At 45.1% G+C, this 22,952-nt stretch carries 14 protein-coding genes; 11 read left to right on the forward strand and 3 right to left on the reverse strand.

Translation table 11 applies throughout. The annotated features are described in order from the left end of the window. The first annotated feature begins 92 nt into the window (after nucleotides 1-92). The 5 genes from D7322_RS15320 (at nucleotide 93) to D7322_RS15340 (ending at nucleotide 9,249) form a co-directional block, all read left to right on the forward strand. Nucleotides 93-2,024: a glycoside hydrolase family 127 protein gene (locus tag D7322_RS15320; protein WP_121125169.1), complete on the forward strand. Its 1,932-nt coding sequence runs from the start codon at nucleotides 93-95 to the stop codon at nucleotides 2,022-2,024. 21 nt (nucleotides 2,025-2,045) lie between these two features. Beyond that, nucleotides 2,046-3,659, forward strand: a complete 1,614-nt coding sequence (locus D7322_RS15325; RefSeq protein WP_121125170.1) for a hypothetical protein — start codon at nucleotides 2,046-2,048, stop codon at nucleotides 3,657-3,659. 5 nt (nucleotides 3,660-3,664) lie between these two features. Then, nucleotides 3,665-6,403, forward strand: coding sequence for a heparinase II/III family protein (locus tag D7322_RS15330; RefSeq protein ID WP_245971350.1), 2,739 nt, complete (start codon nucleotides 3,665-3,667; stop codon nucleotides 6,401-6,403). Beyond that, on the forward strand, nucleotides 6,400-8,085 hold the full coding sequence (locus tag D7322_RS15335) for a glycoside hydrolase family 43 protein (RefSeq protein ID WP_245971351.1): 1,686 nt from the start codon (nucleotides 6,400-6,402) through the stop codon (nucleotides 8,083-8,085). The genes D7322_RS15330 and D7322_RS15335 overlap by 4 nt, the downstream gene beginning before the upstream one ends. Before the next feature lie 129 nt (nucleotides 8,086-8,214). Continuing rightward, nucleotides 8,215-9,249 (forward strand): LacI family DNA-binding transcriptional regulator, encoded by a 1,035-nt coding sequence (locus D7322_RS15340; protein ID WP_121125172.1) that lies wholly within the window; start codon nucleotides 8,215-8,217, stop codon nucleotides 9,247-9,249. A gap of 176 nt (nucleotides 9,250-9,425) precedes the next feature. Here D7322_RS15340 and D7322_RS15345 read toward each other — a convergent pair whose 3' ends face one another. The 3 genes from D7322_RS15345 to D7322_RS15355 form a co-directional block, all read right to left on the reverse strand. Next, nucleotides 9,426-10,577 (reverse strand): iron-containing alcohol dehydrogenase, encoded by a 1,152-nt coding sequence (locus D7322_RS15345; RefSeq protein ID WP_121125173.1) that lies wholly within the window; start codon nucleotides 10,575-10,577, stop codon nucleotides 9,426-9,428. 68 nt (nucleotides 10,578-10,645) lie between these two features. Further along, nucleotides 10,646-11,521: an AraC family transcriptional regulator gene (locus D7322_RS15350; RefSeq protein WP_121125174.1), complete on the reverse strand. Its 876-nt coding sequence runs from the start codon at nucleotides 11,519-11,521 to the stop codon at nucleotides 10,646-10,648. Between the two features lie 183 nt (nucleotides 11,522-11,704). After that, nucleotides 11,705-13,993, reverse strand: a complete 2,289-nt coding sequence (locus tag D7322_RS15355) for an ATP-binding cassette domain-containing protein (RefSeq protein WP_220700089.1) — start codon at nucleotides 13,991-13,993, stop codon at nucleotides 11,705-11,707. A gap of 48 nt (nucleotides 13,994-14,041) precedes the next feature. Between D7322_RS15355 and D7322_RS15360 the strand changes: the two genes are divergently transcribed. The 6 genes from D7322_RS15360 to D7322_RS15385 all read left to right on the forward strand — a co-directional run bounded on the left by D7322_RS15360 (nucleotide 14,042) and on the right by D7322_RS15385 (nucleotide 22,813). After that, nucleotides 14,042-14,464 carry a MarR family winged helix-turn-helix transcriptional regulator gene (locus D7322_RS15360; RefSeq protein WP_121125176.1) on the forward strand — a complete coding sequence of 141 codons (423 nt, stop codon included), beginning with the start codon at nucleotides 14,042-14,044 and terminating at the stop codon, nucleotides 14,462-14,464. Between the two features lie 136 nt (nucleotides 14,465-14,600). Then, nucleotides 14,601-15,128 carry an RNA polymerase sigma-70 factor gene (locus tag D7322_RS15365; protein WP_121125177.1) on the forward strand — a complete coding sequence of 176 codons (528 nt, stop codon included), beginning with the start codon at nucleotides 14,601-14,603 and terminating at the stop codon, nucleotides 15,126-15,128. A gap of 44 nt (nucleotides 15,129-15,172) precedes the next feature. After that, nucleotides 15,173-16,225, forward strand: a complete 1,053-nt coding sequence (locus D7322_RS15370; protein ID WP_121125178.1) for a FecR family protein — start codon at nucleotides 15,173-15,175, stop codon at nucleotides 16,223-16,225. Nucleotides 16,226-16,264: 39 nt separating this feature from the next. Further along, entirely contained in the window at nucleotides 16,265-19,510 is a 3,246-nt protein-coding gene (locus D7322_RS15375; RefSeq protein WP_121125179.1) for a TonB-dependent receptor, read from the forward strand. A gap of 29 nt (nucleotides 19,511-19,539) precedes the next feature. Further along, nucleotides 19,540-20,904: a RagB/SusD family nutrient uptake outer membrane protein gene (locus D7322_RS15380; RefSeq protein ID WP_183078715.1), complete on the forward strand. Its 1,365-nt coding sequence runs from the start codon at nucleotides 19,540-19,542 to the stop codon at nucleotides 20,902-20,904. Next, the gene (locus D7322_RS15385) at nucleotides 20,897-22,813 is read left to right on the forward strand and encodes a TlpA disulfide reductase family protein (protein WP_183078716.1); all 1,917 of its coding nucleotides are present in this window, start codon (nucleotides 20,897-20,899) and stop codon (nucleotides 22,811-22,813) included. The genes D7322_RS15380 and D7322_RS15385 overlap by 8 nt, the downstream gene beginning before the upstream one ends. The last annotated feature ends 139 nt before the right edge of the window (nucleotides 22,814-22,952 follow it).

The following is a 22,952-nucleotide window of genomic DNA, read 5'->3' on the forward strand; positions in this document are numbered from 1 at the left end:
AGGCTTCCACATCAAATAATCATTATCGCCCAATATATGCGAAATGCATTAGCTGCTTCAGCAGATTTTCGGGAAAGTAAAACGGGAAAAAAATGAAACAAGTAATCACTATAGGAATATTGCTGGCGGCATCTTTACACGTAAAGTCGCAGTCCATATACATTGGGCAACATGCTGACCGGAAGTTGCAAGGAGTCGAAGGGAAATATAAAGCAATGAGTTTTGATATGCAGGATGTACGTCTTTTGCCTTCCATATTTACTCAAAATCGTGAACGTACGGCAAAATGGATAATGTCTTTAGATGTAAATAGCTTGCTACAGAGTTTTCGCAATACTTCGGGAACATATGCTGCCTTGGAAGGGGGCTATTCTGCCATTAAAAAACTTGGTGGATGGGAATCTTTGGACTGCGATCTTAGAGGACATACGACAGGGCATCTTTTATCTGCCTTGGCTTATTTGTATGCTACAACAGGTGAAACAAAATATAAGGCAAAGGCTGATAGCCTGATTAATGGCCTGGAAGAGGTACAGCAGACTTTTACGGCTAATGGAAGTGAGGGGTATCTAAGTGCGTATGGCGAAGGATTAATCAATAGAAATATTGCTGGTAAAAGTGTTTGGGCGCCTTGGTATACCTTGCATAAGCTCTATGCGGGGCTCATAGATCAATACCTATATGCAAAGAACGACAAGGCTCTTGTTATTATGAAAAATGCCGCTTCTTGGGCATATCGTAAATTAAAACCGTTAACAGAAGATCAGCGTAAGTTGATGTTGCGGAATGAATTCGGTGGTACCAATGAAGCTTTTTATAATCTGTATGCCATTACAGGTGAAGCGCAGCATAAATGGCTGGCGGAATTTTTCTACCATGCTGCCGTACTTGATCCCTTGGCGGATCATACTGATGAACTGAAATTTAAGCATGCGAATACATTTATTCCGAAATTGCTGGGCGAAGCCCGCAATTATGAATTGTCGGCCAATGCCCGTTCCAGCGATATGGTGCATTATTTTTGGAACACCGTAGTAAATCATCAGACTTTTTGTACCGGTGGAAATAGCCATAAGGAAAAATTTATTCCCTCGGACAGTCTCTCGCATTATCTGACCGGGTATACGCAGGAGACCTGTAATACCAATAATATGTTGAAACTAACACGGCACTTGTTTACCTGGGATGCAGATGTGAAATATGCTGATTTTTATGAGCGTGCATTATACAATCATATTTTGGGGCAGCAGGATCCCCAGACAGGCATGGTTGCTTATTTCTTGCCTTTATTGCCTGGTGCCCATAAGGTGTACAGTACGCCTGATCGATCGTTTTGGTGTTGTGTGGGGACAGGTTTTGAAAATCATGTCAAATACAATGAAGCTATCTATTATCACGATGAGCAAGGCGTCTATGTCAATCTGTTTATTCCATCCGAACTAAATTGGAAGGAAAAAGGCCTACGCTTGACTCAAGAAACCACCTTTCCTTCCAGTGAATACGTCACTTTGACCGTAGATGTGGATCAGCCTGTAACCATGCCATTTTATCTTCGCCATCCCGCTTGGGCTGCACGCGTAGAGGTAAAGGTAAACGGTAAAAAAATAGCTGTTGGTCGACAGCCTTCGAGCTATATCACCTTGAAAAGAAAATGGAAGAAAGGTGATCGAGTGGAAATGTATTATCCGATGGATCTTTATTTGGCCAAAACCAATGATAACCCCGATAAAGCAGCTATTATGTACGGGCCTCTTGTGCTGGCAGGTTTGATGGGAAAAGAAGGAATGACTGGAACTGCTCCATTTTCAGACCCGCATTTACATAACGATTATTATACTTATGACTACCATGTTCCAGCAGATCTCAAAACTTCCCTGCAAGTCAATGAAAGGAATCTTCCGGATAGAATTAAAAAATACGATCAGGAAAAATTGATCTTCATCGATAAACTTGACGGGGTGAAGCTGGCCCCGATTCATAGTATTCATCAACAGCGTTATGTTGTCTATTGGGACTTAAAATAAAGACAAACGACTGAACGAATTATGAAAAATAAGATATATACTTTGCTTATACTCTGTTTACTTTCACAGGTAGTTAAAGGACAGGAATATCAATGGTCCGTGTCAGTGAACGGTTATATATCGCCTGAGACGAATGCCAATCCCGAAGCATTTTTATGGATTCCGCCTGACTGTCAACAGTTGCGCGGCCTGATCATCGGCCAGCATAATATGTGTGAGGAGCCCATATTTGAACATGCTGCCTTCCGCCAGACAATGAGCGACCTTGGATTTGCAATCTTATGGATATCACCGGGTATAAATCAACAATGGAACCTGAAAGACGGCTGTCAGAAGGTTTTGGACGAGGCAATAGCGGCGTTGGCAGAAACCAGTGGTTATAGCGAACTGAAATATATACCCATCGTTCCGCTCGGGCATTCTGCTATGGCGACGTTTCCATGGAACTTTGCTGCCTGGAATCCCAAAAGAACATTAGCGATCATATCGTATCATGGCGATGCTCCCCGCACCAATCTAACGGGCTATGGACGTGAAAATCTGGAGTGGGGACGCGATAGAAATATTGATGGCATTCCGGGATTGATGATCCAAGGGGAATACGAGTGGTGGGAGGCAAGGGTAAACCCTGCATTGGCCTTTCGTATGATGTATCCCCAAAGCTGTATATCATTTTTAGCTGATGTGGGACATGGACATTTTGATGTGTCGGATCAGGTTGTAGACTATATCTGTCTTTTTTTACGTAAAGCAGCACAATACCGCTTGCCGAAAAAGCAGGCAATAGATAAACCCGCCGAGCTGATCGCATTAAATCCACAAAGAGGCTGGTTGGCTGAGCGGTGGTATCCTGATCAAAAGAAAAGAGCTCCTATAGCTGCCTTTGGTCAATACAAAGGTGATCCCCATGACGCTTTTTGGTATTTCGATCAGGAAATGGCTGCTGCTACGGAGCGCTATTATAGCAATGGAAATTCAAAACAACAGCAATTTATTGGTTTTACATGGAAAAATAGATTACTGCCTTTTGATCCAGCCAGTCATGCGCAGTATCAGACTGTTATTGAGCCCGAGGCCGATGGGCTGACCTATCGACTATCAGCAAGGTTTACGGATTCGACACGGTCGCATGTTTTGGATCGGCAGGCCAAAGGGAAGATTCATATCAATCGTATCTGCGGTCCTATACATAAAATCAATGACAGTACATTCAAGGTACAGTTTTACCGTATGGGCATGAACAATAGCAAGCGCACCAATGATATATGGCTAATGGCATCGAGCCCGGGCGATCGCACATTTAAAAGCTCCGTTCAGCAGCTGAATCTTAAAATTGATTATCCGCTGCTTGTAGGCAAACGCCAGCACATACTTTTTCCGGGCTTGTCTGATGTAAATGTGGGTGCTTCCCCAATCAGCTTACAAGCTTCCACCGATGCCGGTTTGCCCGTAGCCTACTATGTCAAGGCTGGACCGGCAACTATAGAGGCCGACCGGCTCAAGTTGACTGCTATCCCGCCAAGGGCAAAATATCCTATAAAAGTAAGCGTAACCGCTTGGCAATACGGTCAGAAAGGGACCATACAGTCCGCCGAGCCTGTGGAACGTTATTTTTACATTCACCAGCAAAAATAGAAATCATGATAAGAAGTTTAGTTCATATGTTTTTTATATCCGCTTGTCTGGTATTGACCGCAAGCGGGCAAGAGATCCCGCTGCCGGGCGGCCTTCAGGAAGGACATCCCCGCTTGTTGACGACAGATCAGGAGAAAGGCCGGCTGCGTCAGCTGATGAAAGATCAAAAATGGGCGGGAGAAGTGCTTAAAGGGATCAAGAATAGAATAGATCCTTACCTTGACAGCGTAAAAGTACAGCCCGATTGGTTGTATTCACGCCTGATGATGTACTGGAAAAGCAAAGCCACCCAGGTTTATATCAATGGTGGGGTATATGCCAAGGCGGATGGAGAGGCTCCGGTGCCGACAGTCCGGTTTGGTAGCAGCAGAGGTATTGGTTCGCCATTTAACCGCCCGGCACTGGCCGATATCATCCCTTATATGGATGATACCAAAGGGGTATATTTTCGCAATTCTTCCAAACCAGGTGCACCATTAGAGTGGGTAGAACAGAGTCAAGCTTCCGGCGGAAGCATCGAAAGCATCAATGAGGAGATCATGAAATTGGCAAAGGATGCCGCTTTTCTTTATTGGCTTACTGATGATCAGCGCTATGCCAGATTGGCTTTTGGTGTTATTGATACTTACCTGACGGGGATGTATTACCGCACTGAACCCATTGATCTCAATCATGGACACGCACAGACACTTGTTGGGATGACCACATTTGAAGTCATACAGGAACGGATACTCAATGAGCTGGCGTACACCTATGACTTTCTGTATAATTATATCGACAATGTTCATGCTGAAAAGAAGTTGATCTTTGAGACCGCATTGAAGAAGTGTATCGATTTAAGTATAAAAAATGGCGTACCTCACAACAATTGGAACCTTCATAAGTCGAAGTTTATTCTGAAAGTCGCGATGGTACTGGGCAGCGATAAAGACTATGCAGATCGTAAGGGCTGGGAATATTACATCAATACTATTCTTAACAAGAGTAGTGCCCGGCATTGGTCTTTACCTCAATTTATGGCGTATGGTTACGACAAGGAAACCGGTATCTGGAACGAAAGTCCGGGCTATGCCCAAAGTGTAGGTCATGAGCTCACCCAGTTTATCCGGGATTATGACAACACATTGAATCAAAACTTACTTCCATATATCCCTGTCATGTACAAGGCTGTGACTGCACTGCCCCAATACCAGTTTCCCAATGGACTGACCACAGCATTTGGAGATTCTTATTATGGTCGTATGAACCTTGCACCACTGGCTGATATGATCCGGCTGACGCAAAAATACAAAGAGCGGGAACAGGAGGTTCAGTATACAAAAATGTATAAGCTGTTCCAGACCGACGTCGACAAGATGCCGCAATCGACTCACCTTCCGTCACAAATCACCTCTTTTTTTACAGATAAACCCTTGGTGCTGGACAGAAAGGTACCCAAGGGAGAGCTAACAGATTATGTGACCCCGACGTTTTATTCACCAAATGTAAGCTGGTTTGTTCAACGTAATAAATATCATAGCAAGGACAACGGAATGATGATTTCTCAGTACGCGTCGCTCGGCAACCATATGCACGCCAATGGACTGGCCATGGAACTTTATGGCAGGGGCTATGTGCTTGGCGCAGAGTCTGGTATAGGTTCGACTTATTTTGAGAAGCCTTATCTGGAATATTATTCTCAGTTTCCGGCACACAATACCGTTATGGTTGATGGTATTTCGAAGTACCCCGAAATGCTGAGTACACATGGTTTTCACTTACTGGGATGTTATCCAAAACCGGGACAAAAAGACGGATATTATGCAGGTATCACGTATTCGGATATGTATTTTTTAGAGCCCGAAAGCCAGAGCGATCAGAATCGAATGATGAGTATTGTGAACACGGGGCCGAAGACCGGCTATTACGTAGATATTTTTCGCTCAAAGAAACAACTCGGGGGTGAAAAATACCACGACTATTTTTACCATAACCTCGGACAGGAGCTCAAAATCAGTGAAGTAGATGGACAGCCACTGGATATGAAACCTAGTGATGAGATGGGATTTGCCGGAGGACATCTCTTTGCCTTGGACTATATGTGGGACAAACTGTCGGCAAGGACAGATAAGGACTATGAAGCGACCTGGAAAATGTCCTTTCCTGACAATAACCATGTTTATATGAATCTTTGGATGAAAGGGTATAAAGGCCGGGAAATTTTTTCCATAAAGGCTCCGGCAGTGAAATCCTATCGTAAGGAATATAGTTTGCCTTATGATTTTTATCACCATCCTTATCTGACTATTGCAGCTCGACAACATGGAGAGGCATGGAAACATCCTTTTGTGGCAGTTTATGAGCCCTCAACTGAAAAAGAAGGAAAGTCTATCATTTCCATAAAATCGTTTGCTGTAGAAGATGCTGCTCCGGATTTTGTGGGGCTGTGTATTGAAAGCAAAGGCGGGCGTCGCGATTATATTTTTTCTTCCATAGCTGCGGATGAAGTCAGGTATCACGATAAAGTTGTCAAAGGCACCTATGGATTGATCAGCGAACAGGGGGATGATTTTACCCTATTTTTGGGAAACGGCTATAAAATTGCGGCAAGAGAATTCAGTATAGATTGTGCCGAAAAAGCCAATGTTACCTTGGAGCGGAAAGGTGGTCGTTATTTTTATACAAGTGATCGGACGATCAAGCTAACCTTCCGGAATAAGATCATCCAACTGGAAGCCTCGGATTACAAACAAATCACCTTATGATGATGGAGCAACTTATGAAGAATGCTAAAACGACAACTTTAACTGTATTTTTATTTTTGATCAGCGTAGCATTTGGTCAAGCACAGTCTAAGGTTTGGTCCCCTGATTTAGGGAACGGAAAATTCAAAAATCCAGTGCTCTATGCGGACTATTCCGACCCGGATGTTATGCGTGTGGGCGATGACTATTACATGACAGCTTCCAGCTTCAATTGTGTTCCGGGCCTACCTATTCTCCACTCCAAAGATCTTGTCAATTGGGAGATTATCAATTATGCCTTGCCGCGCCTAGAATTAGAAGGTGCACCAGCAGGCTTTTTCGATAAGCCTCAGCATGGGAAAGGTGTATGGGCACCCTGTATCCGTTACCATAACGGGGAGTTTTTGATTTATTGGGGTGATCCGGACTTTGGTATTTATGTGGTCAAGAGCACCGATATTCACGGAAAATGGAGCAGACCCATATTGGTTTTACCAGGAAAGGGACGGATAGACCCCAGCCCACTTTTTGATGATGATGGCCGTATTTATCTTGTGCATGCCTGGGCAGATAGCAGAGCAAAGATGAACAGTGTGATGATGGTCTGCGAACTCGATTCGACTGGAACCAAAGTAATCAATGACCAAGCACTGGTCTTCGATGGAAATGATGGCATCAACCATACTGTTGAAGGTGGAAAGTTTTACAAAAAGGATGGCTATTATTATCTTTTGGCACCTGCAGGGGGGGGAGCAACGGGATGGCAGATCGCATTGCGCTCAAAGGAGATCTATGGTCCCTATGAAGTGAAAACGGTACTCGCGCAAGGCGCTACTGATATCAATGGCCCCCATCAGGGCGGGCTTGTCGACACAAAGAGCGGAGAATGGTGGTTTTTGCATTTTCAGGATGTCGGGGCGATCGGGCGGATTGTACATTTACAACCTGTACAGTGGAAGGACGGCTGGCCAGTTATGGGAACTAACGATAAAAACTATTGTGGCGAACCCGTGTCTACGTACCGAAAACCTGATGTCGGTCAATCCTATCCGGTGAAGAACCCCCTTGAGAATGACGAATTTGACAAAGCCAGGCTTGGTTTGCAATGGAGCTGGCATGCTAACCCCAGACAGACATGGGCGTTCCCATCGACCAATGGCTATTTACGTCTGTATGGCCAATATTATCCGCAGGACTATAGGAACCTGTGGCAGATTCCCAATCTTCTTTTGCAGAAAATCACCGCACCGCAGTTTAAAGCATCAACAAAAATCAAGGTTGTCTTAAAAAATGAAGGTGACATGGCTGGATTCTTAATCATGGGCTGGGACTACGGATATATTGCGTTGAAAAAGAATGCAAATGGGTATGAAATTGTACAGGTGCAGTGCCGGGATGCCGAGCAAAATGGCACCGAACGGGTGAGCGCAAATAAGCAATTGAAAGATCTGAAGCCAACCAGCAAATATAATTATCAAACCAAGCTCGAAGAAGTTGACTTGTGGATCCGGACAGAAGTGAATTTAAAGGGGGATGCTCAGTTTAAATACAGTTGCGATGGCCGCGTTTATCTTCCGTTAGGGGACAAATTTCATGTCAGGCAAGGGAAATGGATAGGAGCCAAAATGGGGTATTTTATCCTAAATGGAACTGTCGACAGTGCACGGTCATGGGCAGACATTGACTGGTTTAGGGTGGAATAAATGGATCTGCGTGTAAACTGAAAATATTTTGTATGGCTGCAACATTTTATGTGGAAAGATCCTTGATGTTTTGTATGTTTAACATTATATCCATTTTGATACAAAAGCGATAGACCTCAAACCACAAAAATGAATAATAAATTGACGATATCAGATATTGCTGCAGCTTTGAACATTTCTAAGGCGACAGTCTCCTTAGTATTGAATGGAAAAGCAAAGCAAGCAAAAATAAGCAAAAAGATGGAGGACAGGGTACTCCAATACATGGAAGAGGTCGGCTACAGGCCTAATCTTTTTGCGCAGGGGCTTCGTACAGGAAAAACCAAGATCATTGGTATGCTTGTAGAGGATATTTCCGATCCTTTCTTTTCGGCAATTGCCCGTCATGCTGAGGAAGTTGCGTATGAAAAAGGATATAAGATCGTTTATTGTAGCACTGAAAATAATACAAAAAAGACAAAGGAGATGTTGCACATGTACCGAGGTCAGAAAATCGATGGTTACATTATCGCGCCGCCTCCAGGAATAGAAAAAGAAGTGAAAGAATTGATCAAAGATGGTTATCCCGTTGTCTTATTTGATAGGACGCTTAAAGGAGTGAATGCCGATACGGTTTTGGTCGATAATTATGAAAGTGCATACCAAGGTACAGAACATCTGATTAATAATGGGTACAATGCCATTGGTTTTATCACGCTTATTTCCGACCAGGTACAGATGCAATCCCGTTTACAGGGATACACGGATGCCCTAAACAATGCGGGACTTAACCCTGTTGTCCTGAATATTCAATATCATGGGGAAGAAGGGGAAAGTGTCCGGGAAATAGAAGGATTGCTACTTGGAGAGCAAAAACTTGATGCATTATTTTTTGCCACAAACTATATTGCAGATAACGGGCTTGAAGCGATTGCTAATTTACAGTTGGAGATTCCCAAAGATTTGGGAATAATGGTCTTTGACGACAACAAAATGTATAAGTTTTTTCATCCACCAATTACGGCTATTGCGCAGCCTGTCAAAGAAATTTCGGAATTCTCCATTAATTTACTGCTAAAAAGATTGGCTGAATCAGAGCATGAGGGAACGATTAAGAAAGTGGTATTGTCCAATCAATTGGTGATCAGAAAATCAACGGAAAAAAGAACCATTAAATCGAATTGAGTGGTTAAATTGTATGAAATGAATCGTGTATTCAATGTTTTTTTGAGATAAATTGCGAGATGCTTAAATATATTGGATAAAGCGCACTGTATTGCAGTGCGCTTTAAAGTGTGGCTGCTGAACTGGACTCCAATGAGCTGGTGGTCCGATCGAAATTCCAGCTTGCACAAATGTGATTAACCGTTAAAGACAACACCCTCGTAACAAGCGTTATAGATGTCTTTCAGATCTTGCAATACCGGAACCCGTGGGTTAAATCCTGTACATGGATCCAGGAGGGCATTGTTTGTAATGTAATCAATATTTTTCTCCCAATCTGCTTTTGAAATGCCAAATTCTTTGATCGATGCGATATTGTTTACCTCTTTACGTAGGGTTTCAATGGCCTGTGCCAATTCCTCGGCGGTTTCTTTACCGATCACTTTTGCCAGATCCGGGAAACGAGTGGATACTTTGGCATTATAGCGGATGACATTCGGCAAGAAGATCGCATTTGCGGCACCATGTGGAATGCCATACAAAGCGCCTACCTGATGGGAGAGCGAGTGCACGATACCTAACCAGGCATTGTTAAAAGCCAATCCGGCCATAAATGACGCGTCGTGCATATTTTGGCGGGCCCGGATGTTTGTAGGGTTGTTTACGGCTTCTTTTAAGTTGTTGAAAACAATCTCCAGACCGCCTTTAGCCAATACATCGGCATAATTGTCGTCGATATTGGATACATAGGCTTCCACGCAGTGTGTCAAGGCATCCAGCCCCGTATTTGCCGTAATATGTGCCGGCATGGAAGCACAGACTTCGCCATCGACAATAGCGATATCGGGTGTCAGTTCGTAGGAAACTATCGGGTATTTGACGCCTTTCTCCCGGTCTGTGATGACCGCAAGGCCGGTTGTTTCAGTGCCTGTACCACTAGTGGATGGAATAGCGATAAATTTCGCTTTGTTTCGCAACCTAGGGACGGTAAAAGGCTTGACCAGGGCATCAAAATCAGCATCCGGATATTCGTAGAATACCCACATCATTTTTGCAGCATCAATTGCCGAGCAGCCGCCAAGGCCGACAATCCAATCGGGTTCAAACGCACGCATGGCGTCGGCACCCCGGAAACTTGTAGCTGATGACGGATCTTCCTCTACACCGTCAAAAACAAAAGTTTCAAGACCTGCTTCGTGTAGAAATGCGATTGATCTATCCAATGTTCCGCTCTTGCGCATCGAATTTCCGCCAGTCACGATAAAGGCCTTTTTACCTTTTATATTTTTCAGTTCTTCAAGACTTCCCGCGCCGTGGAATACTTCCCCTGCGATAAATAATTTACTCATGTTTCTATCTTTAAATGTGATACGACAAAGATAGTAGAGGGTGGGGCTCTGTTATTACACAAACAAGACTATGTGTTATACATTTGCGCCAATTCGTTCTGCAGCTGGGTGGGTGTTTCCCGGAGTTTGGCTTTCACAAACTTGTTGAGCGCCGCCGGAGAGTTGAAGCCCAGGTCAAAGGCAATTTCCTTGTGGGTGATGTCAGCAAACATCAACTGGCGCTTGATTTCGGTCAGAATCCTGTTGTGGATGGTATTGATCGCGGTATCGCCGCAATGTTTTTTGGTAATGGCATTGAGCTTTTTGGATGTGATAGCAAGCTGATCGGCATAATACTGCACCGACCGCTGCTCTTTGTAGTTTTCATGCAGCAACTTTTTAAATTCGATATACAAGGGTTGGTCTGTGGTCTTATTCCCCAGGACAGGGTGCTGTCCGTGTACGGATTCAATAAGTTTGAGCAACAGGATCTTGATGTAAAAGCGCGCTTCTTCTTTGCGGACTAGACTCGGATGTTCATAGATATTTTTGATCAGCTGTATCGTGTGGATACTTTCGGTAAATTCTGACCCGGACAGGACCGTATTATTCAGTTGGGTCGAGAGGTTGATATTATAGGGGCTTAACTCGTTTTTAAGGATATCCGAACAGAATAATACTTCTTCAAATAAGATGATTTTCCCGACTATTTGAGTAGACACCGCCTGAATAGCATGGACCTGATTGGGGAAGATCACCGAGATGCGGCTGCTGTTCAGCAGGTATTGACGCGCTTCGATCTGTAGTTTTAGTTCGCCTTCTTCGATCACTAAAATACAAAAGTGATCTTTTTGATGTGGCGTAGTATAGGCATGTACATGTGCGGAATTCAGGTCAAATACCCGGAAAGAGAGTTTCTCATCTTCCATTTTTTGGATCTGTTGTTTCAGCTGTAATCGTTCCATCAATTCGTTTCTGTTATTTAAAAGAACGGCAAAGTTAGGAATTTATGGACAGGCTGACAGCGTTGGAACATTAAAGATATGACATTTTCTCGTGATCCGTCGTAGCTTTGCGGCAAGCAGGCTCTTAGGACGCTAGCATAAAAATTGGGAATAAGAAATTAGCCAGCTTGTTGAAGGCGGCTGCTAAACTTTTGGGGACTCTTTTTTCGGGTTGGCAGTTCCAGTGCGCAGATGTTGCCGTAGACAGGCTGCTGTTAGTGAGACAGTATCCTTCAGCAAATCGGTAACCGTACCTGTAAACTGCACATTTCCGCCAGACTTGCCGGCTCCGGGGCCTATGTCTATAATCCAGTCGGCCTGGGCAATGACATCGAGGTTGTGCTCAATGACGATGAGCGTATTATGGTTGTCAACAAGGCCATTGATAAATTCTAACAGCTTTTCTGTATCACTTGGATGTAAGCCTGTGCTTGGTTCATCAAGGACAATAATCTGATTGGTGTTTTTCAGTTCTTTGGTCAATTTCAGCCGTTGCCTTTCCCCGCCTGAAAAGCTGTCTGCTCGTTGCCCTAAGGTCAGATAGCCCAAACCCAATTTGAGTAACATGTCGAATGACTCGTGGTATTGCTTGTCAGGGAAAAAATTATAGGCTTCTGCTACGGTCATAGCCATCACCTCAACAATATTTTTGGAGTTATAGTGATATTTTAAGACCGCTGGCTTAAAACCGGAGCCGCCGCAGACTTCGCAGGGTTGTTCAATGTCATCCATAAAGGCCAGATCAATTTTTTCTGCACCGATACCTCTACAGTTCTCGCAAGCGCCTAAACTATTTCGGCTAAAAAGTTTTTCGGATACCTGATTTGCTTTTGCAAACTGTGTTCGTACCGCACCCGATAAACCGAGGTAGGTCAACAGATTAGAGCGTATGCCCGTGGAAAACAGAGACTGGTCAATTAGAGTGGTTTTGGGATAAAATTTGGGCAGGACTTTGTTGATCAGTGTGCTCTTACCTGAGCCTGCGACTCCAGTAACCACGGTCAACACGTTTTGGGGAATCTTGACATGGATGTCTTTAAGATTATGCAGATTCGCATGACTGATTTCGAGATATCCGCTTGCGGATCTGGGCTTGGTATTCATTTCAGGTGCTTTGGCAAAGTATCGTCCTGTTTTTCCGGTTGATTTTTTCAGTCCGGCCACCGTGCCTTCATAGACAATCTCACCGCCGTTCTTGCCCGACTCTGGTCCCATATCGATGACCCAATCGGCGATGCGAATCAGATCAGGGTCGTGTTCGACAAGTAAAACGGTATTGCCCTTGTCGCGCAGCTGTTTAATGATCGCGGCTATACTTTGTAAATCCTTTGGATGAAGTCCGATGCTTGGCTCGTCAAAAATATAGAGCAAATCCGTGAGACTGTTCCCCAGGTTTCTGACCATTTTTATGCGTTGACTTTCCCCGCCGGACAGCGTATCTGTTCTCCGGTCCAATGTCAGATACTGCAAACCTATGTTCACGATATGTTGAAGTTTCTTTTGCAGTTCAGTAAGAATGATAGCAAATGCGTTGGATTGTAAAGAACCAATAAATTCCAAAAGCTCATCGATGGCAAGGGCGGTGCAGTCGGCTATACTTTTGCCGTTTATTTTACAGGACAGAATCTTATCATTTAATCTTTTCCCCTTGCATACAGGACAAGTTTTGGTAATGATCGTTTTGTTTAACGCTTCCTTTCGGGTAAGGATTTCTTTGGATTGCTTCTTGAGGAAAGCTTTTTCAATACGGGGGATGATTCCCTCGTATTTTACCGTTTTTCCCCATTCCCGATCGGGGTTCTTGGGTTTGTGTTCTACCGCATGTAGAAGCAGGTCCCATTCTTCCGGAGTATAATCGTCAAGCTTTTTATCATTGTCAAAATAACCGGATAAGGTGTACCGCGTCAAACGCCAGCCGCCAGGCTGAAAAGTCGGAAATCGTATGGCTCCTGCGTTCAAAGATTTTTGTTTGTCTATAAGGCTTTCCACATCAACGGTCTGTACCATGCCAAGCCCTTCACACTCTTTGCACATCCCCAACGGATTATTGAAAGAAAAAACATTCGAATAGCCCACAAACGGTGTCCCCATGCGCGAGAAAAGCAAGCGCAAAGACGCATAAACATCGGTAGCGGTCCCTACGGTCGACCGTGCATTGCCGCCTAATCTTTTTTGATTGATAATAATAGGGACATTCAAGTTATCTATTTTGTCCACATCCGGAACACCGATGTGCTGCAGGCGGTTTCTGATAAAACTGGCCTGTGTTTCGCTGAACTGCCTTTGCGCTTCAGCACCTATCGTTTCAAAGACCAAAGACGATTTGCCCGATCCCGAGACACCAGTGAATACAGTGATCTTTTTCTTTGCGATCTGGACAGAAATATTCTTGAGATTATTTTGCCGGGCATGGATGACGTTAATATGCTCCATATTCATTAACTTTGGAAATTATTAACTAAGTTAACTATTTTGTGGGCAATGGACAAAACTGAACGGAAATTTTATGAGGTGTTTACAGATTTGCAATGCTTCATCTTGGCGAATATGAATAGGGGCGAGGTCAATGGAGTAACTGCCACGCACTACAATATGATCGAATATATTTACCGTCATGATCATTGTATCGTCAAGCAGATCGCTCAAGCGTTTAATATAAGTCCGCCCGCAGTGTCCAAACAGCTCAAATTTTTGATTGCACATGATCTCGTCGAACAGCAACAGTCTGCCGTCGACCGCAGAATTTTCAACTTGCGTGTAACGGATAAGGGCAAATTCATTATCGACAATTCGGAGAATTTCAGGGAAACAGTGGCCAAAGAAGCTTCTAAGAGTTTGACGGAAGATGATTTAAATAAGCTGACCGAATTGCTCAATAAGGTGTTGGCAGGGGTGAAAAAATAAGCAATGGTTTCAGCAAGGAGAAACAAGGATACTGTTGCTGCATTATTCTACTGGTTTTTATAGAAATCCATCATAAATTGACTTTCCTAAAAATAAAGCCTAATTTTGACTGATCAACAATAATTAAACCATAAGGATGAATGTAGCACATGTCAGACAACTGTTTACCCAGCTTTACGAAGAGAATTGGGTGAAGCTGTATGTACATGTTTTCCGGATGTTAAATGATCAGGACGAGGCCCGTGATATTGTACAGGAAATATTTGCCAATCTCTGGGACCGTATGGAGCGGCTGGAAATCGAGCATTCTTATCAGGCTTATCTCTTTCGTTCGGCCCGTAATCTGGTGATCAACCGCATTGCAAGCCAGGATGTGGGCCGTAAATATGAACATTACCTGGAGCATGCAGCGCCAAGCCCAGAAATTATGCCCGACGAATTGTTGCGGGAGAAAGAATTGGCTGAACAGATCGATAAAGCGATTGAAAAGCTGCCGCGCAAAATGGCGCTGATCTTCAAAAAAAGCCGTTTTGAACAACGAAGTTACCGGGAGATCGCCGAGGAACTTGCTATCTCTGAGCAGACAGTCAAAAAGCAGATTTACAACGCATTGACAGTCCTAAGAAAAAAAATACGAACTATTTTCATTTTTTTCTACCACTAAGAGGCCGTCATCCTGTCTTCTAAGCAATAAACAGGATAGTACCTATGAAACCACCATTATCGAAACAATTGCTGCAAAAGTATCAGCAGGGGATGTGCAATGCCGAAGAAAAGGCCTTTGTCGAAAGTTGGTACAATCAGCTCAGCAGGACAAATAACACAAAAGATATACCGGAACTTGATCTGGCTGCCGAAGATCGGTATTTCCAGGAGCATATTTTTGGTCCCGAATTAAGAGCTCATAGCCAGCGCAAAGCTTATAGGAAGATAGCAGCCAGTATCGTATTCTTTTTGATGGCTGGAGCAGCGATGTACTTCTTCTCCCAACGCCAGCGATCTCCTCAGCCACTGCCTTTTAGTGTGGGTCAATTCCAGGCCGATCTGCTGATCGGAAACGAGGTGGTCAGCCTCGACAAGAAGAAGCCGTTTAGCCCTGCCTATATGGCGCAGCAAAAGGGGGATAAGGTAGCGGTCAAAACCAAAAAGGGGCAAGAATTCAAAATGGAGCTTCCGGATGGTACGACGGTGTGGTTAAATGCAGACAGCAAGCTGGAAATCGGGCCAGGGTACAATATCCAGGAGCGCTCGGTATTCTTGACAGGTGAAGCCTATTTCAAGGTGGCAAAAAATAAAGCGAAACCCTTTATTGTTCATGTCGGCAACACCAGCATTGAAGCCCTGGGAACTGCTTTTAACGTGAAATTATACGCAAACGATAGTCAGCTCCTGACTACACAGCTTGACGAAGGAAAAATACGTGTCAGCAATGCCGGCAGGCAGGAGACTCTGCTACCGGGACAGTCGATCCAGGTGAATGTGCTGAATGGTGCCTTCCAGCTTCAGCAGGAAAACAGACCGCAGGATGTCTCCAACTGGAAAGACGGTTACTTTGAATTTGACCAGACGCCGCTTCCGGAGATTTTGGCTGACCTTGCCCGTTGGTACAATTTTACCTATAGCTTGTCGCCTGTCTATAAAAATAAAGTGCTTAGCGGAAAAATCAGCAAAAAAGAGTCCTTTGCCGAAGTGCTGAAGATATTACGTTTCGCCGGCATCAATTATAAAATCGACAAGGACAGACTCTTACTTGTTCCCTAACCAAACTCGAAACAAACGAATTTTCAATCTAAATACCCTATGAAACAGTCCGTAAAAACACTGCTATTTATGCTGATGCATGTCAATGGCTATGCCTTTAGTCAGCAGGGAGACAAGCCATCCGAACATGTTCAATTTAAACAGCTCGTCAAAGCCATCGAGCAGCGTAGCGATTATCGCTTTGTGTATGATCCCAATGAAATTAGCCCTGATCTGCATGTTGATGTCAATCTAACCAATGCCAATATTCCGGAACTCCTTAAACAGGCATTCTCGGCTAAAGGCATCCGCTACCAAATTGTCAAAAATACCATCGTGATCCAGGGTAAGGTAGCCGGCAAAGCCCAACAGGCTACCATCAGTGGCCGGGTCAGCAATGCGGCCGGTGCAGCGCTTGAAGGGGTCAGTGTCCGTGTTAAAAATAAGGTAGCCAGCACCGTTACCGATGCCAGCGGCCGTTTTAATTTAAATGGGCTGCAGCAGGATGATATACTGCTCTTAAGTTATGTCGGCTATCGCAGCAAGGAAGTGAAGCTTGCGGGCAACGGCAGCATGGAGATAAGTCTTGAGGTAGACCCGGGTAATCTGGATGAAGTGGTGGTCATCGGTTACGGTACGTCTTCGGTACGCAAAAATACGGGATCCGTATCCAGTGTGACCGGCAAGGAAATAGAGACACAGCCGGTACTGGATCCATTAGCTGCACTGCAGGGCCGTGTTGCCGGACTCAATATCGCATCCAATTCGGGGCTGCCGGGCAGCTCTTTTCAGGTGCAACTGCGTGGCGTCAATTCACTGAGCAATGGCAGTAGCCCCCTTTACATTATCGACGGTATTCCATTTTCGGACGAAAACATGAATCAGTTTGCCTCGGCCAATGGAAACCAAAGCCCGCTTAGCCTGATCAATCCCAGGGATATTGAACGGATCGATGTGCTTAAGGATGCCGATGCAACAGCCATTTATGGCTCCCGGGGTGGGAATGGAGTAATCCTGATCACAACAAAAAAAGGAAATAAAAGCGGGCTTAAAATAGACTTTAATGCCAATATTGGTTCGGGGAAAGCCATTCGAAACCTCAAGATGCTCAATACGGAGCAATATTTGGAAATCCGGAAGGAAGGATTTAAAAACGATGAGTGGACAGCGACGGCAGATAATGCGCCGGATCTACTGACCTGGGATCAGGCTGCTTACAGTGATTGGCAAAAGGCGTTTTTTGGGGCAAGTGCTCCTTTCTCAAGTTATCAGCTATCATTTTCCGGTGGAAACGAAAATACACAATATCTGGCCAGTGCCAATTTCAATCGTCAGGGTGATCCCTTGCCTGGTAATAAAAATTATCAGCGTGGGGGTGGGCTGTTGAACCTGGCTACGCAGTCCAAAGATCAGCGCTTTAAACTCAATAGCAGTTTCAACCTCAATCTGGACCGTAATAATACAGTGCCGACAGATATTGCACAGTTTTATAACCTGGCGCCCAATTATCCTTTATACGATGAAAAGGGCGACTATTATTGGTTTCAGCAGAGCTTGCAGAATCCGGCAGCCTATATGGAGCGGTCGAGTGTTTCTAAATCAAAATCCTTGCTGGCCAACTTCTCAGCCGAGTACGCGATCTTGCCCGAATTGGTTGCGAAAGTCAATGTAGGGTATAACCTCAAAAGCATGGACCAGACCCGCCTGCTGCCCAATGCCGGATTTAATCCATTGACCAGTACAGGTTCAATGGCCTCTTACGGGAATTCGGATTATCAGTCTTATATCGTTGAGCCGCAATTGAATTACAGCAAAAACTTTGGCAAAAATGAATTTAAGTTCCTTTTGGGCGGCACCTGGCAGCAGCGGATCAGCGAAGGTAAATATTTGGATGGCAGCAATTACCCCAGTGATTCCCAGCTAGGCAACATGGCTGCCGCAGGTGCCCTTGCGATCCGCAACAACCAGTATGCGGATTACCGCTACCAGTCTGCATTTGCACGTATCAATTATGCGTACGCAGACAGGTACCTGGTGAATGTCAGCTACAGAAGGGATGGCTCTTCCCGCTTCGGCCCCAACAATAAGTACGGTAATTTTGGGTCGATCGGCGCCGCCTGGGTGTTCAGCAGTGAGGACTTTTTAAAGGATCAGTCCGTCCTGAGCTTCGGAAAACTACGTGCGAGCTGGGGGGTGACAGGTAATGATCAGATCGGCGATTACCAGTACCTGGATACCTGGGGAACGGGCTTTGCCTACCAGGGTATCACCGGGCTGTATCCGACACGGGTATTTAATCCAAATTTTGGATGGGAAGAAATTAAAAAGAAAGAACTGGGCCTCGACCTTGGATTTTTCAGGGACCGTATTTTCCTCACCGCCAATTATTACAGCAATAGATCGGATAACCAATTGATCAATATCGAACTAGCGCCGCAGACGGGCTATAGCTCCTATTTTGGTAATACCCCGGCAGTGATCGAAAATAAGGGCTTGGAATTGGAGCTGAGCAGTCTGAATATCCAAAAAGAAAAGTTCAGCTGGAAAACCAATTTCAATATTACTTTTCCATCAAATACCCTGCTTGACTATCCTGAACTTGAAAATAGCGGTGATGCGAGACGATATGTCATTGGCGAGTCTACACGTATCGTCCGTGGATTTCAGTTTACCGGAGTGGATCCGCAAACGGGCATCGCCCAATTCCGGGATGTGGATGGTGATGGAAAAATCACGGATTTCAATGATTATGTGACCTTGGGTTCACTGCTACCCAAGTATTACGGTGGTATCGGCAATAATTTAAGCTATGGCAACCTGAGCCTTGGCTTCCTGTTTCAGTTTGTCAAACAGGAGGGACCATCCATTGGTTATGGCCCACAGGCGACGACCATTGGCGGATTGGCCAACCTGGATGAATATGTATTAGACCGCTGGCAGCAGCCGGGAGATGTGACGGATGTACCACGCGCCACGGCCAATAGCGCCAACGAAGCCAACCTAGCTTACCGCAATTACTACCGCTATTCATCGGCCGTATGGGACGATGCGTCCTTCATCCGCTTAAAAAATGTATCGCTTAGTTACGACATCTCCAAATGGACACAGAAGATCAATATCAGCCGGGCGCTGGTACAATTCAATGCACAGAACCTCTTTACCTGGACAAGCTTTAGGGGGCTGGATCCCGAGATCCCGGGGTTTGACCGCGCGAATCTTTCGGATGTCAATCCTTTCGGTTCGGTACGGAACAGTGCCACACCATCCATGCGTACTTATACCTTTGCGGTTCAGCTCACTTTTTAATGATCATAAAACGACTAAAGACTTATACCATGAACAAATATATCATCTACAGCCTTTTTGCAGCACCACTGATGAACCTATCCTGCAATAAATTTCTGGAGGTGGCCCCCCCCAAGACAGAAGTGGCGGCAGAGTCGGCTTTCAGTGACGAAAAAACGGCCACAGCAACGGTGAGCGGCCTCTATACCAGTATGAACAACTACAACAACCAGTTTGCCAGTGGCCTGATGACCATTGTACTTTCCAGTCTTGCCGACGATTACTACTCGGCTTTTACGAGCTATGATGAGTACAGATACAATAAACTAAGTCCGGCGACCTCTTATCTCGATCGGCTCTGGTCGCAACCTTATGGCTATATCAATCACAGCAATAAGATTATCGAGGGGCTGGAAGCTTCGGCACTCAGCAGCAGGGTAAAGGCACAGCTATCGGCTGAGGCCCGTTTTGCGCGGGTGTTCAATTATTTTTACCTGAGCAACCTATTCAATAAGGTGCCCTTGATCACGGATACCAAAGACCTGGATGGCAACAATCAGAAAGGTCCGGCCTCCCGTGAAGAGCTCTATGCATTCATGGTGGATGATCTGAAGAAAGCGGCTGCCGATATTTCTGAGGACTATCAGGGGAATGAGCGTACCCGCCCCAATAGAAAAGCGGTTGACGCGCTATTGGCCAGGGTGTATCTTTATCAGGCCGACTGGGCCAATGCCGAAGCGACGGCTGATAAAGTTATCAACGATAATCAATACGAACTGTCGCGTGATCTCAATACTGTTTTTTTGAAAACAAGCAAAGAGGCTATCTGGCAACTGCAGACCGTGAATCTTTCTACTGCCGGGGTCAATACCTGGGAAGGTTTCAGCATTGTTCCGGCAGCAGCGACAGCACGGAGTTACTATCAGGTGTACGATAGCACCGTGGCGGCCTATGAAGAGAATGACTTACGTAAAGCGATGTGGTTAAAGCCTTATGTCGTCAGTAATAAAACGCTGTATATGCCCTATAAGTACAAGGTGCGCACAGGCGCACCTGTGACCGAATACAATACGGTGCTACGCCTTGCCGAGCAGTATCTGATCCGTGCTGAAGCGCGGCTCAACCAAAATAAGTTGCAGGCGGCTCTGCAGGATATCAATCAGATACGTGAGCGTGCAGGCCTCGCAGCATTGCCACAAACGATGGACAAAGCAAGCATCGCCCTGGCGCTCGAAAAAGAACGCCAGCTGGAACTGCTCGGCGAATGGGGCCACCGTTGGTTTGACCTGGTCCGCACAAACAGAGCGCTGCCTGTACTTTCAACGGTCAAAACAGAATTTAGTGAAAGTGACACTAAAATACCAATCGCCAGCACTATTTTATTGACAAATGCCAACCTCCAACAAAATGATTAAGCTATTCAGACATGCCTTGCTGCTTGTGTTGCTACAGGCAAGCCTGCTCTTGCAGGCGCAAGTCAGCATACGGCCGGAAAAAGCAGCGGCCGGTGATACGGTAACCATCAGCTTTGATCCCGCTAAATCTGCTGCTGCTCCTAAGGCAGGGCCATTTTTCGTGGATTTTAACTATTCCAATTTTTATGAATTCCCCAGCCGGATGCCCATGCAGCTAGAAGGTGGACTGTGGCGTGTACGTTTTAAACTGCCTGCCTATGCCAACTTTTCCTGCTTTACGATCGCCGACAAGGATAAGAAATTTGTACAGCAGGCAAGCGACAGCAGTCAATATGAGATCTACGTTTATAAAAATGGGAAACTGATCGCCGGTAATTACCTGGGAAAATCGTACAGCATACCGGTCCAGGATAAAACCTCGGATCATATTGTTGCTACACAGGAATATTACCTCAACAAAGAGTTGAGATTGTATCCTGAAAATTATGAGGCACAGCTCCGTCTGATTGCGCTACAAATGAAAAAAGGTAGTCCGGCCCAGCAGGCACAGCTGTTGAAAAAGGGCTTAGCGGTGGTGGAGAAAAAATTCCGAAGCAATCCACTCGTTGAAGGTAACCTCAACAAGGTAACCATGGGTTATCTGATACTCGGTCAAAACCAAAAAGTGGATTCGATCCGCCAGGTCGTGATCAAGGAGTTTCCCGACAAGAAGATCGGCATCGCTTACCGGCTCAATAAATTGCTCCGTGAGCAGGATTCCGCCACTGTGGTCGCCAAGATAGGGGAGCTTCTTTCCCTCAAAACGGCCGATAATGAGGCAGCCTATGGCAGCGCTTACGAATATCTTTTTAGCTATTACGTGCGGCACGGCGACAGCGTAAAGGCCCGGAAATACCTGCCCCTGATTACCCGTTGGGAACAAGATCCCTACAAATGGCGTGCATACAATGACTATGTACAGTTGCTATTGGATCATAAGCTGATGCTGCAAGAGGCGTCCAAACTCAATTTATATCTGCTTGACAGTGTCGCGGCTTATCCGGTGAGTCTAATACGCTTTTTTCCGGAAACGGGATATCTGGTGGCCCATGATCCGGCCAAAGCCGATAAGCTCAGGGCGATAAAAGCTGAACTAATGGCCAATCAGGGACTGATAACCGCGCAGTTAAATCAGCCCGAAGCTGCCCGAGAATGGTTTGCCAAAAGCATCCCTACACTTCAATCGGCTGCACTACTGCGAGCCGTTGCCCTGCAGTATCAGCAGTGGAATGATCCAGAAAGTGCTATACCCCTGTTGGGGGCAGCCTATCGGCATGCTCCTTTTGACCCACAGATCCGGCAGTTTCTCGACAGCGCGCTCGTTAAAACAGGGATGGGCAATGCTGCTGAACGGCAAGCTTATTTTAGCAAGCTTGACAAGCAATGGAAACAGGGCTATTATGAGGAGTTTAAGAAAATCATCGGCAATACGCCTTTTCCAGAAGACATCAGCATAGTAGATATGGACAAAAAGCCGTTGCTTAAAGCGGAATTCAAAGACAAGATTGTCATCATAGATTTCTGGGCCACTTGGTGTAAGCCCTGCATTGCCTCTTTTCCCTATTTGCATCAGGTTTACAAAAAATATGTGGACGACCCGCAGGTTAAATTCGTTGTACTCAATTCGGGCAGTGGAAATAGCTGGGACGATGCGTACAAATGGGCACAGGCCAATCCCCAATTTGACTTTCCATTTTATTACAACCAAGATAAAAAGCTCAGTAGCAAGTTGGAGATAACGTCCATTCCGACAACGCTAATCCTGGATAAAAAAGGAAACATTCGTTTTCGAAAGGTGGGATTTGAAGGTGAAAAGCTATTGCAAAGCCTTGATGCCATGATCGAATACCTGAAAGAACTGGAACGATAATGCGCTGTTTTTACAATGCTACGCTAGCCTGTAGTCAGGTTAAGTAAAAAAATAAATAATTATCGTAATTAGTTGTAGCTATGTTTGTTGTCTAATATTTCGGGATAATAATAAGATAGTAAGATATCAATAAGGTTTT

Source organism: Sphingobacterium puteale, assembly GCF_003627955.1.
Taxonomy (GTDB): Bacteria; Bacteroidota; Bacteroidia; order Sphingobacteriales; family Sphingobacteriaceae; genus Sphingobacterium; species Sphingobacterium puteale.